This is a genomic window from Nocardioides astragali, from assembly GCF_024436375.1.
In the GTDB taxonomy this organism is placed as follows: domain Bacteria; phylum Actinomycetota; class Actinomycetes; order Propionibacteriales; family Nocardioidaceae; genus Nocardioides; species Nocardioides astragali.
Genome location: NZ_JAFMZM010000001.1, coordinates 511429 through 523624, shown reverse-complemented (window position 1 = coordinate 523624; position 12196 = coordinate 511429). Strand labels below are relative to the sequence as shown.

At 70.3% G+C, this 12196-nt stretch carries 18 protein-coding genes and 1 tRNA gene; 2 read left to right on the top strand and 17 right to left on the bottom strand.

Going from position 1 to position 12196, the window contains the following annotated elements:
• Positions 1-74: 74 nt before the first annotated feature.
• The 7 genes from J3P44_RS25730 to J3P44_RS02635 all read right to left on the bottom strand — a co-directional run bounded on the left by J3P44_RS25730 (position 75) and on the right by J3P44_RS02635 (position 3091).
• Positions 75-194, bottom strand: a complete 120-nt coding sequence (locus J3P44_RS25730) for a hypothetical protein (RefSeq protein ID WP_372496481.1) — start codon at positions 192-194, stop codon at positions 75-77.
• Positions 194-367: a hypothetical protein gene (locus J3P44_RS02660; protein ID WP_255888679.1), complete on the bottom strand. Its 174-nt coding sequence runs from the start codon at positions 365-367 to the stop codon at positions 194-196. Before J3P44_RS02660 ends, J3P44_RS25730 begins: the two co-directional genes overlap by 1 nt.
• Before the next feature lie 183 nt (positions 368-550).
• The gene (locus J3P44_RS02655; protein WP_255888678.1) at positions 551-721 is read right to left on the bottom strand and encodes a nuclear transport factor 2 family protein; all 171 of its coding nucleotides are present in this window, start codon (positions 719-721) and stop codon (positions 551-553) included.
• On the bottom strand, positions 721-933 hold the full coding sequence (locus tag J3P44_RS02650) for a nuclear transport factor 2 family protein (RefSeq protein ID WP_255888677.1): 213 nt from the start codon (positions 931-933) through the stop codon (positions 721-723). The genes J3P44_RS02655 and J3P44_RS02650 overlap by 1 nt, the downstream gene beginning before the upstream one ends.
• Complete coding sequence (locus J3P44_RS02645) at positions 930-1181, bottom strand: hypothetical protein (RefSeq protein ID WP_255888676.1); 252 nt, start codon at positions 1179-1181, stop codon at positions 930-932. Before J3P44_RS02645 ends, J3P44_RS02650 begins: the two co-directional genes overlap by 4 nt.
• 29 nt (positions 1182-1210) lie before the next feature.
• The gene (locus tag J3P44_RS02640; RefSeq protein WP_255888675.1) at positions 1211-2551 is read right to left on the bottom strand and encodes an HNH endonuclease; all 1341 of its coding nucleotides are present in this window, start codon (positions 2549-2551) and stop codon (positions 1211-1213) included.
• A 153-nt stretch (positions 2552-2704) separates the two neighbouring features.
• Positions 2705-3091: a hypothetical protein gene (locus J3P44_RS02635; RefSeq protein ID WP_255888674.1), complete on the bottom strand. Its 387-nt coding sequence runs from the start codon at positions 3089-3091 to the stop codon at positions 2705-2707.
• Between the two features lie 76 nt (positions 3092-3167).
• Here J3P44_RS02635 and J3P44_RS02630 point away from each other — a divergent pair, with 76 nt between their 5' ends.
• Entirely contained in the window at positions 3168-3491 is a 324-nt protein-coding gene (locus J3P44_RS02630) for a hypothetical protein (protein ID WP_255888673.1), read from the top strand.
• A gap of 34 nt (positions 3492-3525) precedes the next feature.
• Here J3P44_RS02630 and J3P44_RS02625 read toward each other — a convergent pair whose 3' ends face one another.
• Positions 3526-3873 (bottom strand): VOC family protein, encoded by a 348-nt coding sequence (locus J3P44_RS02625; protein WP_255888672.1) that lies wholly within the window; start codon positions 3871-3873, stop codon positions 3526-3528.
• Positions 3874-4147: 274 nt separating this feature from the next.
• On the opposite strand from J3P44_RS02625, the gene J3P44_RS02620 reads away from it, so the two are divergent.
• Positions 4148-5338, top strand: a complete 1191-nt coding sequence (locus tag J3P44_RS02620; protein WP_255888671.1) for an IS110 family RNA-guided transposase — start codon at positions 4148-4150, stop codon at positions 5336-5338.
• A 901-nt stretch (positions 5339-6239) separates the two neighbouring features.
• On the opposite strand, the gene J3P44_RS02615 is transcribed toward J3P44_RS02620, so the two are convergent.
• The 9 genes from J3P44_RS02615 to J3P44_RS02575 all read right to left on the bottom strand — a co-directional run bounded on the left by J3P44_RS02615 (position 6240) and on the right by J3P44_RS02575 (position 12186).
• Positions 6240-6313, bottom strand: a tRNA-Leu gene (locus J3P44_RS02615).
• A 19-nt stretch (positions 6314-6332) separates the two neighbouring features.
• A complete protein-coding gene (locus J3P44_RS02610) occupies positions 6333-6890 on the bottom strand; it encodes a peptide deformylase (RefSeq protein WP_255888670.1) in 558 nt (185 codons plus the stop codon).
• A gap of 8 nt (positions 6891-6898) precedes the next feature.
• Positions 6899-7417, bottom strand: coding sequence for a glycine cleavage system transcriptional repressor (locus tag J3P44_RS25370; RefSeq protein WP_255888669.1), 519 nt, complete (start codon positions 7415-7417; stop codon positions 6899-6901).
• Complete coding sequence (locus tag J3P44_RS02600; RefSeq protein ID WP_308212209.1) at positions 7414-8262, bottom strand: uracil-DNA glycosylase; 849 nt, start codon at positions 8260-8262, stop codon at positions 7414-7416. The genes J3P44_RS25370 and J3P44_RS02600 overlap by 4 nt, the downstream gene beginning before the upstream one ends.
• A 2-nt stretch (positions 8263-8264) precedes the next feature.
• Positions 8265-9197 (bottom strand): Ppx/GppA phosphatase family protein, encoded by a 933-nt coding sequence (locus tag J3P44_RS02595; RefSeq protein ID WP_255888668.1) that lies wholly within the window; start codon positions 9195-9197, stop codon positions 8265-8267.
• Positions 9198-9201: 4 nt separating this feature from the next.
• Complete coding sequence (locus J3P44_RS02590) at positions 9202-9741, bottom strand: DUF501 domain-containing protein (RefSeq protein WP_255888667.1); 540 nt, start codon at positions 9739-9741, stop codon at positions 9202-9204.
• Complete coding sequence (locus tag J3P44_RS02585) at positions 9738-10367, bottom strand: FtsB family cell division protein (protein ID WP_255888666.1); 630 nt, start codon at positions 10365-10367, stop codon at positions 9738-9740. The genes J3P44_RS02590 and J3P44_RS02585 overlap by 4 nt, the downstream gene beginning before the upstream one ends.
• Before the next feature lie 19 nt (positions 10368-10386).
• Positions 10387-11664: a phosphopyruvate hydratase gene (gene eno, locus J3P44_RS02580; protein ID WP_255888665.1), complete on the bottom strand. Its 1278-nt coding sequence runs from the start codon at positions 11662-11664 to the stop codon at positions 10387-10389.
• Between the two features lie 120 nt (positions 11665-11784).
• Positions 11785-12186 carry a MazG nucleotide pyrophosphohydrolase domain-containing protein gene (locus tag J3P44_RS02575; RefSeq protein WP_255888664.1) on the bottom strand — a complete coding sequence of 134 codons (402 nt, stop codon included), beginning with the start codon at positions 12184-12186 and terminating at the stop codon, positions 11785-11787.
• Positions 12187-12196: the final 10 nt, after the last annotated feature.

The window sequence follows — 12196 nt, the reverse complement described above, 5'->3', positions numbered from 1 at the left end:
CCTGTCCCCCCACTGTAGCCGGGGAGACACCAGTTCAAACGCGTGGCGACGGGGTGCTGTTCCCGCGTGGCGGCTCACTCAGCGAATTCACAGCCTTGCTCCTTCTCGGCCCGGCAACGGTCCGCACCCCCGCCGCCGACGACCCGGTCGCGACCCTGGCCGCCGAGCAGCACGTCGTCGTCGTACGACCCGATCAGCGCCCGCCCACCAGCTCGTCGGGCCCGGCGTCGCCACAGCCCAGGTCGTCGCCGGCCCCGGAACGGATCACGTCAGCTCCCCCGAGCCCGGCGATCACGTCGTCGCCCGGCGTCCCGGTGAGCGCGTCCGCACCGTCGGTGCCGACGACGGCGAGCGGGCACCCCCGCACAGGTCGCGGCGACGGACTGCGCCGGCGCGCCGGAGGCGGGCACGCAGCCCACCGACGCCACGAGGGATACGACGAGGACCAACGGGGAGATGATCGCGAGCGCGCGTCGGCGTGACATGGCGCGAGCCTAGGCCGCGTGGAAGCTCAGGACGCGGGAGCGAGGACGCCGACCACGCGGACCGGTCACTGCCCCCAGAAGAGGTCCTCTGCCGGCTGGTCGGCGGAGAACAGCCACACTTCGGCGATCTTGCCGCCGGCGATGCGCAGCACGTCGACCCCGTCCATGCCCATGGTGGCGCCGTCCCGCTGACACTGGAAGTGGATGGTGGCGGCGACGAGGTCGGCGCTGGCCATCAGGCTGTGGACCTGGTCGATGCGAAGGAGCCGGCGCTGACCTGCATCATCTGGCCGAGCATGGCGAAGACGGCGTCGCGACCGGCGTGGTCGCCGGAGAAGCGGTTGGAGCCAGGCTGGTGCCAGACGACATCCTCCGCGAGGCTGCCGGCGACGGTGTCCATGTCGCGGATGGCCGTGAAGTAGGTGCGGGCGGTGTCGAGGATGCTCATGTCGTCTTCTCCTGGGTCTGGTTTGCGCACGGCTTCGTGGGTACTGCCGGCGGCGGCCCAATCCGGCCAACCGTCGCTCGTCGCTGCTGGAGCTCACCGACGACGGCGAGCGGGCACTGGCGCGGGGTGGCGCCGTCTTCGACGAAGAGCTCCGCCGGCGCATCGGTGAGGTGCTCGACGAGCCCGCGATCGAGCAGCTGACGACCTCGTTGGCCGCGCTGTGCGCCGCCCAGCGGCAGGGCGACCATCTCTGACCGCCGGAGCGGTTCACGGCTGCCTAGGACACCAGGGTGAAGTTGCTCGCGAGCTGCAGCTCGAGTGGCGAGTAGTCCGGCGCGCCTGCCGGTCCGCCGGGCATGGGCGGCGCGGTCGAGTGGTGCAGGCGGAGGTGTTCGGTGACGCCGTGGACCTGATGGGGCTGGTCGGGTGGAGTGTCGGGCACCCAGGCCGTCCAGCCCGGTGATTCCTTGAGGTAGTTGCAGCGTTCGCAGAGTCCTTGACCGTTGGTCGCCTCCGTGGCGCCGCCGTCGGCGGTGCTCGTGACGTGGTCGTGATGCCGGATCACCGCGTTGCAGCCCGGGGTGCGGCAGATGCCGCCGTCGCGCAGGTCGAGGAACTCGGCGAGGAGGCCGTCGAAGCGTCGACTGGTGGACTCCATAGCGACGAGCGCCCGATTGGCCGGGGTGACGAAGAGCCGTCGTAGGGTGGCCTTGGCGGCGTCGCTGGCGTGGCGGACGAGCCCGGTGCAGAGCGCGGCGGGGAGGAACCCCTCACCCGGCACGAGCCCGGGATCCGTGCCCTGGCCGAGAAGCGACTCGATGCCGATGACGAGGTTGACCCGCACCGGCGGCGTGTCGGTGGCGGGGTCAACTCCGGTGATCCGAGCGGCGAGCGTGTCGGCGCGGACCTGACCCGCGGTGCGTACGTCGCCCTCCGCGCGGGCTGTCGCTGCGGCAGCGTCGAGCGCCTCCCGCACGGACGCCAGGACTTCGAGGGGCAGGGTGGCGGTGACTTGTCCGGTGCCGTCGTCGAGACGCTTGGTGGTGACCCGGCGGTCAGCTCGGGCGCGCCGGTAGCGCTGGGTCTCGGCCTCGGCGGCGATGGTCAAGCACGACCGCCGGACCGTCTGGCGCAGCCTGACGTCACCGAGCCCGACCAGACGTGGCGCCACGTCCTCGTCGACGCCGCGGCGCTGCTCGGGGGCGAGGTGGGCGACCTCGCGCGCGATCGCGAAGGCACGGTCCTCGGTCAGCTCACCGCGACCCAGCGCGGCCAGGGTCAGCGGGAGGTCGTCGCGCAGCCGGCGCGACAGCAGCACCCGCTGCTCCCCCGCATAGGGGCTGGCCAGCGTGGCGAGCGCGACCTCCGCGCCGATCGAGATCGCACGCGGCGGCGTACGCCGGCCGCCGGCCGGGACGGCCTCAATGTCGGCCGCATCGGCGAAGGTGGCCACGACGGTCACCTGGGCAGCCGCGGCCGCCGCCTTGATCCGTTCGAGTGCCTCGAGCTGGTCGAGGTGATCGGTCGGGAGCTCGGCGGGGACCAGGTCGGCGAGGAGATCTGCCAGCGCGTGCAGGTCGCCTGCATGCCAGCAGATGCCGGTCGGCTTTGGCTCCACTCGCGCCTCCTCGTGTGATCGAACGTGTGTTCGATTCTTTCACGCGTAGCAGCGATGGTCAAGGGTTCGGGAACCCTGTGCACCATCCCGTCCGGGAGCGCGCCGGATGCGCGCGGATCGCGGCATGTGCGTGCGCTCGAAAGAGCATCATTGTCAGGTAGGCGATGCCCGGAACCGGGCTCGCGCCGCTTCCACTCTGATCTCGCGCTCGCCCTCCCATGCGACCAGGAATCCCACACCTGCTGCCGCCGGGTAGGCGGTCACCTGTGCAACTTCAGAAAGGCCCCAGTTGATTCTTTCCGGGTGCTCGAGCATGGTCTGCGACAAGCCTCCAGTGAGGTGCAACGTCTCGACGGCCTCCATGACTATCGTGACTTGGGCTGTCTCCGGCACCGGCTTTCCTCGACGCAGGTGCTCGAACCGCAGCTCAACGGAGTAACCGTGATGCGTGAGCATGAGCCCACTCAGAAGGGACTCTTCCAGGTGGTCCACCGTCCGGAGGGCGGCATTCAGCGACTCAGGTTCGTCATGCGGGATCACCAGTTCATCCTGTCGTGAGTTCGACACCTTCGCGCTCCCAGCGGCGAGAGAGGACGCTGTCGGGCAGACTCCCCGCATGGAGTTTCCAACTCCCGACGACCCGAAGCAGGCGCCCGTCTGGGAGAACTACGTCATTGCCCAGTCCGCTCAGGCCTCATTGCGCCTGATCCCGACCTACGCGCACGCGCTGGGCGTCGAGGTTGAGGGACGCCGGGTCACACTCGTGTTGCAGGCTCCCCCGAGCTCGCCGACGGCAGACCAGGACATGGCCGACATTGTCAGCGAGTTGGAAGCTCTCCTCGGGCCGGATGTTGCTGTGCTCACCCGACTGGACTTTCAGGAAGAATGCCGACTCAGCCCGCACGACAGGGCGTGTTGGTTCTTCGCGTCGCGAGCCTGACTGACGCGCACGCTCAGCGGCAGAAGAGGGCGGTTCAGCCGCGATGGCTGAGCACGTTCACGACATGGCCAGCGCTCGTGCGCAGGAAGAAGCGGCGGACGCCCCAGTCCTCGTCTTGCAGAGGATGGACGATCTCCACACCGCTGTCTCGCGCCCGCTGGTACGCGACGTCGACATCCGGCACCTCAACCGACATCTGGGGATTGCACGGCGCGGACTGGTCAATACCCATGACACTGAACTGGGCACCGCTGCTTGTCCCCAACGTAGCCACCCAGCCCAGGTTCATGAGTACGTCAAGGTCGAGCAGCTTGGAGTACTCCTGGACTGCGGCATCGACATCGGTCACCGTCAGGATCGGCACTGCTCGAAGTAGCTCCATAACCTCACCCTAGGCAGGGAATGAACGTCCCTGGAGGAGACCGCACATCGGCTGCTTGTTTCATTGACGCAGGACCGGTGCCTGGCGAGGCTCGGTCCAGGCGCCCGGGTCGTCGCTCTCATCGGCTGCCCACGCTGGTCGTGTGGCTCTCATTTGGCCTGCGTGACCCGGGCGTCGCCAGGGCCAGGAGAGGCTCAAGAGGGGTTTGCCCAGCTCGAAGCAGCGTTGCCCTCCCGGCTCGACAACCGAACAGGTTCGAGCATCGGAGGAGCACATGAGCAAGACGAACAACCGTGTGGTGATCGGGATGGATCCACACAAGCGATCGGTCACGATCGAGGTGATGACAGCCGACGAGAACGTCCTCGGTGGCGGCCGGTACGGCACTGACGAGGCCGGGTTCGCCGAGATGGGGCGCTATGTCAGCCGGTTCCCGGACCGGGTCTGGGCGATCGAGGGATGCTCGGGGATCGGTCATCACGTCGCGGTTCGACTGCTCGCCGCCGGCGAGGAGGTCGTCGATGTGCCACCGAAGCTGTCGGCGCGAGCCCGGGTGTTCTCGACCGGGCAGGGACGCAAGACCGACGCCACTGATGCTCACTCCGTCGCCCTCGTCGGGACCCGGATGGCCGGGCTGCGGCCGGTAGTCGCCGACGAGCAGCTCGAGGTGCTGCGACTCCTGGTCGACCGCCGTCGCTCGCTCGGTGAGGAGCACACCCGCAAGACCTCCCAGCTGCACCAGCTGCTGCTCGAGCTCATCCCGGGCGGGGCCAAGCGGGACCTGTCCCCAGCACAGGCGAAGGCAATGTTGGCCAAGGTCCGCCCCCGTGACGCCGTGGGCAAGACGCGCCGCCGGGTGGCAGCCGAGCTGGTCGCGGACCTGGAGCGGATCTATGCCCGGAAGAAGGCGGCGAACAAGGAGCTCACCGAGCTGGTCACCGCGACCGGAACCAGCTTGCTGGACCTGCACGGCATCGGACCCACCGGTGCCGCCCGGTTGCTGGTCGAGGTCGGCGACATCACCCGGTTCCCGAACAAGGCCCACTTCGCGTCCTGGAACGGCACCGCCCCGCTGGATGCCTCCTCCGGTGACCAGGTCCGGCACCGGCTGTCTCGTGAAGGCAACCGACAGATCAACCGGGTCCTGCACACCATGGCCCGCGTGCAGCTCCGCAACCCCACCGAGGGCCGGGCCTACTACGACCGCAAGAAGGCAGACGGGAAGGCACCGATGGAAGCCATGCGGTACGTGAAGCGCCGACTGTCCGACATCGTTTTCCAGACCATGCTCAACGACGCTGTCCGCACCACTGAGGCGACGACGAGGACGGGCCCGGGAGGACAACGGGGAAACGACTCTGAATCCAGCGCGGCCGGCTCGCATCCCCACACCGGCTCTTCGGACAAGTCACTTCCCGGACCCGCCAGACAACACCCTAGAACTCTGCTTCCTGCTGCGTCTTGACACAGAGGGGTGCCAGATCCGTGCACACTGCGGCAGATCCGGACGGACTACTAGTCGTCCCTCAGCACGACCTCACCGCGACCCGTGATCGTTCACGTCGGCCCAAGGCAATACTCCTCGTCCAATGTGGCGTACTCCACCTCAGCGGCCGTCACAAGCGACAGCGGGTTGTCGGTGCATTCGACCACGTGATACTTGAGATCCCCGCCGGGCTCAAGGGTGGCGTCTTGCAGGTAGAAGGTCTCCCGTCTCGTGGCAGGTCCGGATAGTGCGGCTCGCTCACCGCACCACCACTGACCACGTTCGAAGCCATACTCGACGCATGAAGATCGCCTGTGGCGCGACGAGCCGAGCGGCGGCGATTGCGGGAGCGTTGTCAGTCGCGATGTGTGGTTGCTCCAGTGGCGTCGGGCCCGACCGGGACGCATCGCAGCATCAAACAACACGCGATGCCTCTGACGGTGGGGCGACTCGGACTCCTCAGGCCCTGCTGTCGCCAGGCGACGCGCCAACCCTCGAACGGACAGATCATGCCGCCTACGAGGTGGTCGCAGGAGTGAGCCCCGATGGTTGCGTGTCCGTCACTTTGGAGGACGGTCGAGGGATGCTGCTCTTCGCCCCTTACGGCTCCCGCGTGTCTCAGGAGACTCCGCGCATTCGGTTGACCGGGGGCTACGACTCATTCGACGTGGGCGACTCGGTCGAGCTCTCGGGCTGGGTCAGGGATGTCTGGAAGGCGACTGGTCCGAGCGCGCCCGCAGAGTGGCGCCGGTGCGTAGGTGGACGCGGTGACCACGAGACGATGTTGGTCGTCGGCACCAACGACGGCTGACCCGTCGCTCGACGATGCCGTTGAGCAACGCCTGGCCGGATCTGGGCCAGAGCCCGCACTCGCCTCACGTGCCCCGGCTGGGGTTCGAACCCAGACTGTGCGGTTTTTAAGACCGCTTCCTCTACCAGTTGGGATACCGGGGCTGGAGCTGCAGGCCAGTGCCTACAGGTAGGTCTTGCGAGCGTAGACGGCGTGCGCCCCGGCCGCGCGGTCGAGGAAGAGCAGCCCGTCGCAGTGGTCGATCTCGTGCTGCAGCGCCCGCGCCTCGAACGCCTCGGCCTCGAGCTCGACCTCCTCGCCGCTGCCCGGCAGCTGGCCGCGTACGACGATGCGGCTCGGGCGCTTGACGTCGCCGGTGAAGTCGGGCACCGACATGCAGCCCTCGCGCGCCTTCTCGTTGCGGCTGCCCGAGACGACCACGGCGTTGCAGAGCACGAAGGTGCCGTGGTGCTCGCGGGTCTTGGGGTGCTCGGAGACGTCGACGCAGAAGACCTTCGCGCCGACCCCGACCTGGGGGGCGGCCAGGCCGACGCAGCCAGGTGAGACGCGCATCGTCGCGACCAGGTCGGCCGCGAGCTGCACGGTCTCGGGCGCAGTGGGGTCGACGGTGTCGCCCACCGTGGAGAGGACGGCGGCGGGAGCGCGTACGACCTCGCGCAGCGACCCGGCCACGCCGAGGTCGGACTCGGTCCACTCCAGGACCCGGGGGTTGGTGCCCATCGGCCCGCTCAGAGCTCGTCGGTCTCGGCGGCGCGCAGGGTCACGCCGACCCCGAGGTCCGCGGCAACGGCGGCCAGGTCGCGCTCGACGGCGCCGACGTCCGCCGCGGCGGGCAGGTCCACCTCGGCGACGAGGAGGTAGAGGTCACCGGCCAGCCGGGTGGTGAGGTCGGTGATGTTGCCGCCGACGCGCGCGATCACCCCGACGACGGCGGAGACGATGCCGGGTCGGTCGCCACCGTGGACGGAGAGCACCCACGAGGTGCCGGCCGCCGCCTCCACGTGCTCGGTGGGGACCTCGCGGACCGTGACCGTCAGGCTGCCGTCGGCGGTCAGCGGGGCGAGAGCCGCCTCGATCTCGGAGTCGGCGGCGGACCCCTCGCAGATCAGCATCATCGCGAAGTGGCCGCGCAGCAGCGTCATCGTCGAGTCCTCGAGGTTGAGACCCAGCCCGGCGAGCTTGTCGGTGGTCTCGGCGATGATGCCGGGACGGTCGTGGCCGAGGACGGTGATGGCGTGGAGGGTCACCCACCCATTCTGTCAGTGGTGGGGCCGGCCAGTGCCCGTGCCCGGGAGAAGACCTCGTCCGTCATCTCCTGGGTCAGCCGCCGGGTGTAGGTGTTGTGCGGGGACGGGTGGTAGCACCCGATCAGCGTGACCGGGCCCAGCGCCACCTCGGCGCCGTGGCCGAACCTCGGCCGGCGGTCCGGCGCGGGTGCGCCTGCCGCCACCAGTGAGCGCACCGCGCCGTCCCAGCCGAACGAGCCCAGCGCGACGACCACCCGGACGGTCGGGAGCAGGGCGAGCTCGGCGGCGATCCAGGGGGCGCAGGTGTCGCGCTCGACCGAGGTCGGCTTGTTGTCCGGCGGCGCACAGCGCACGGTCGCGACCATCCGCGCGCCGAGGAGTCGCTGGCCGTCGCCGGCGTGCTGGCTGGTGGCCTGGGTCGCCCATCCGGTGCGGTGCAGGCTGGCGAAGAGCCAGTCCGCACTGGGGTCGCCGGTGAAGATGCGGCCGGTCCGGTTGCCGCCGTTGGCGGCCGGCGCGAGGCCGACGATCAGCAGCGCCGGCTCGTGGTCGCCCCAGCCGGGGATCGGCCTGCCCCAGTAGGGCTGGTCGGCGAAGGAGGCACGCTTGACGCGAGCGACGTCCTCGCGCCAGGTCACCAGGCGCGGACACGCCGAGCAGACGCTGACCCGGGCCTCGAGCTCGGCCAGGGAGCCGGCCTGCGCGAGACGTCGTACGTCGTCGGCGTGGTGCGCGACCGGGGTATCGGGCGCCGCCGGGTCGTCCGGCCAGCCGGTGCCCGGCGCCACCGGGCTGGAGAACTCCCGGCGCGTGAGCGGGTGGGGCAGCCACTCCCCCGCTACCACGGTCAGCGACCGATCGCGGCAGCGATGCCGTGCAGGATGTCGGCCTCGGAGACGACGTGGTCGGGCACCGGGACCCGGGCCAGGATCCCGCTCCAGATCAGGGCGCCCGCACCGATCACGTCGGCGCGCCCCGGGTGCATGTAGGGCAGTGCGCGACGCTCCGCCACCGTCAGCGCCACCAGCGTGTCGACGAAGACGGCCGTGTCGGCGTTGGCCAGCACCGCGCCGTCGAAGGCGCCGCGGTCGTAGGACTCGAGGCCGAGCACCCCGCAGGCGATGGTCTTGATCGTGCCGGAGGTGCCGATGGCGCTGCGCGTGCGGTCCAGCGGGATCCCGGACGCGTCGAGGTGCTGGTCGATGTCGGCGACACAGGCCGCGACCTCCGCCTCCGTCGGGGGGTCGCTGTGGAGGTGTCGCTCGTGGAGCCGGACCGACCCGATGTCCATCGAGGTCGCCTGCCGCTGCTCCCCCACCCCGATGACCAGCTCGGTCGACCCCCCGCCGATGTCGACCACGAGCACCGGCTCGGCCGGCATCGGGTCCTGGGCGGCGATCGCACCGGCGAAGACGAGCGCGGCCTCCTCGTCGCCCGACAGCACCTCGGGCTCCACGCCCAGCCGGCGGCGTACGCCCTCGGCGAAGACCGCGGCGTTGCCGGAGTCGCGGGTGGCCGACGTGGCGCAGAAACGGATGCGCTCGGGCGGGACGTCGTGGCTGCGGATCACCTCGGCGAACTCGTCGACCGCCGCGAAGGTGCGCGCCAGCGCCTCCTCGGCCAGCACCCCGGTCTCGTCGACCCCTTGTCCGAGGCGGACCACCTGGGAGTCACGCAGCACCACCTCGAGGCTGCTGTCGTCGCGGACCCGGCCGACGAGGACCTTGATGGAGTTGGTCCCGCAGTCGATGGCGGCGACGAGCGGGGAGGGGGGCGTCATGCCCTCATTCTGCCGAGCGCTCGACGCAGGGCCCGGACTCCCACCACTCGCCGAGCGCGTCGAGCACCTCGTCGCCGAGGGGGTTCACCCCGCGGCCCATGGCCAGGGACTGACCGGCCAGGACGTGGAGGCACTTGACCCGGTCGGGCATGCCGCCGGCCGAGATGCCCTCGATCTCGGGCACGTCGAGACCGGCGCGCGCGCCCACCTCGGCGCGGAACTCGAGGTAGCGCTCATGAGCAGCGCGGTAGGCAGCGGCGAGCTCCTCGTCGGTGCCGAGGCGCTCCTGCATCTCCTTCATCACGTGCGACCCCTCGAGGGTGCCGATGCGCGAGGCCGCCCGGGGGCAGGTGAGGTAGAAGGTCGTGGGGAACGGTGTGCCGTCGGGCAGCCGTGGCTCGGTCGTCACGACGTCGGGGTTGCCGCACGGGCACCGGTGACCGATGGAGTCGATCCCCCGTGGGCGGCGGTTGAGCTGGGCACGGATCGCGGCCTCGTCGGCGGGGTCGATCTTCGGTGCGGGAGGGGTGGGCGTCTCCGTCACTGCTTCGTTCCGTCGATCAGGTCGGCCGGCTCCTCGGCGGGCGGCGGCGGGTTGCCGGCGAGCTCCATCGACTCCCAGGCTGCGGTCCACCAGGCCTTGGGCACGGTCTTGATCACCTCGGAGGGGTCGTTGAGGGACGCCTCGGCCTCGAGCGGCTTGCCGTCAGGGCCGATGACCTCGAAGCCGGACTCGCCCGGCATCAGGTAGCCGAAGCGCGCCCGCGCCTGCGCCTTGACGTACGCCGGGTCGTCCCAGCGCTGCTTCTCCCGCTCGAGCGCGTCGATGTTGGCCTCGCGATCGGCGATCTGCGCCTTGAGGTCGCCGATGTGCGAGCGCTGCTGGAGGTAGGCGCGCAGCGACGAGGCGTAGGACACCGTCAGCACGGCGAGCACCAGCACGAGCACGGCGGCACGGCCGGTGAACCTGGGACGGCGCGCGGCACTCCTCGCCGCCGCCGGCCGTGTGGCAGCGGGGGTCGGCTCCGCGGTCCGGGAGGACGTCGTACGCGCCCCAGCGGCGCGCGGCCGTGAGCCGCGCGGGCCGGGACGCGGCGAGCTGCTCCGCCTCGGTCCGCGGGAGCCGTCCCCACCGGGCCCACCCCGAGGAGTACGGCGCTGGGAAGGCATGTGTCCCAGTCTGCCTCGTTCAGCCGGAGAATCGCGGGAACGCGCCCGCACCGGCGTAGCGAGCTGCGTCACCGAGCTCGTCCTCGATGCGGAGGAGCTGGTTGTACTTCGCCACGCGGTCCGAGCGGGCCGGGGCACCGGTCTTGATCTGCCCGCAGTTGGTGGCGACCGCGAGGTCCGCGATGGTGGTGTCCTCGGTCTCGCCGGAGCGGTGGCTCATCATGTTGCGGAAGCCGGCCCGGTGGGCGAGCTCGACGGCGTCGAGGGTCTCGGTCAGCGAGCCGATCTGGTTGACCTTCACCAGCATCGCGTTGCCCTGGCCGCCGGTGATGCCGCGCTGGAGCCGCTCGACGTTGGTCACGAACAGGTCGTCGCCGACCAGCTGGGTCTTCGTGCCGAGCTCGTCGGTGATGGCCTTCCAGCCGTCCCAGTCCTCCTCGTCCAGCGGGTCCTCGATCGAGACGATCGGGTAGGACGCGACGAGGTCGGCGTAGTAGGCGACCATCTTGTCCGTCGTCTGCTTGGTGCCCTCGAAGGTGTACTTCTTCTTTTCGTGGAACTCGCTGGCGGCGACATCCATGGCGAGGGCGATGTCCTTGCCGAGCTTGAACCCGGCGCTCTTGACCGCCTCGGCGATGAGGTCGAGTGCGGCGCGGTTGCTGTCGAGGTTCGGCGCGAAGCCGCCCTCGTCGCCGAGCCCGGTCGAGAGGCCCTTCTTCTTCAGCACCGACTTGAGCGCGTGGTAGACCTCGGCGCCCTGCTGCAGCGCCTCGCGGAAGGTCGCGGCGCCGATCGGGGCGATCATGAACTCCTGCACGTCGACGTTGGAGTCGGCGTGGGCGCCGCCGTTGACGATGTTCATCATCGGCACCGGCAGCAGGTGGGCGTTGGGTCCGCCGACGTAGCGGAAGAGGGGCAGGCCCGCGGACTCCGCGGCGGCCTTGGCGGTGGCGAGCGAGACGCCGAGGATCGCGTTGGCGCCGAGCTTGGCCTTGTTGGCGGTGCCGTCCAGGTCGAGCATCGTCTGGTCCACGAGCCGCTGGTCGTCGGCGTCGAGGCCGACGATCGCGCCGGAGATGGAGTCGGCGACCGCGGCCACGGCCTTCTGCACGCCCTTGCCGAGGTAGCGCTTGCCGCCGTCGCGCAGCTCGACGGCCTCGAAGGCGCCGGTGGACGCGCCGCTGGGCACCGCCGCGCGACCGAACGCGCCGTCCTCGAGAAGAACCTCCACCTCGACGGTGGGGTTGCCGCGCGAGTCAAGAATTTCGCGGGCACCGACTGCAGCGATCATCGACATGAAGAGCTCCTGATGGGGACGTCGTGGGACAGCGGCCAGCCTAGCCACGTGCCGCCGCCACGTCGTCGGGTGTCCGAGGGCGTGGGACCTGCACCGGTCGGCGACGGACCGGCGCCGGGGTCAGCCAGAGGGGCGGCTGCGCTTCTCGGCCTTCTCGGCGGCCTTCGCCGCGTTCCACAGCCGCAGCACCTCGGCCGCGTCGGTGGCGACCGCGTCGCCGAAGACGTGCGGGTTGCGGCGCTCCATCTTCGCGATCACCCCGCGGGCCACGTCGTCGAGCGTGAAGTGCCCGGCCTCCTCGGCGATGACCGCGTGGATCACCACCTGGAGCAGCAGGTCGCCCAGCTCGTCGCACAGCGCGGCGGGATCCCCCGACTCGATGGCCTCGACGACCTCCTCGGCCTCCTCCCGGACGAACGGGATCAGCGATGTGTGGGTCTGCTCGCGCTTCCATGCGCACTCGCGCCGCAGGAGCCGCATCTGCTCGGCGAAGTCCTCGAGCGCCGAGCCGTCAGGCGTCATGGGGACCGGC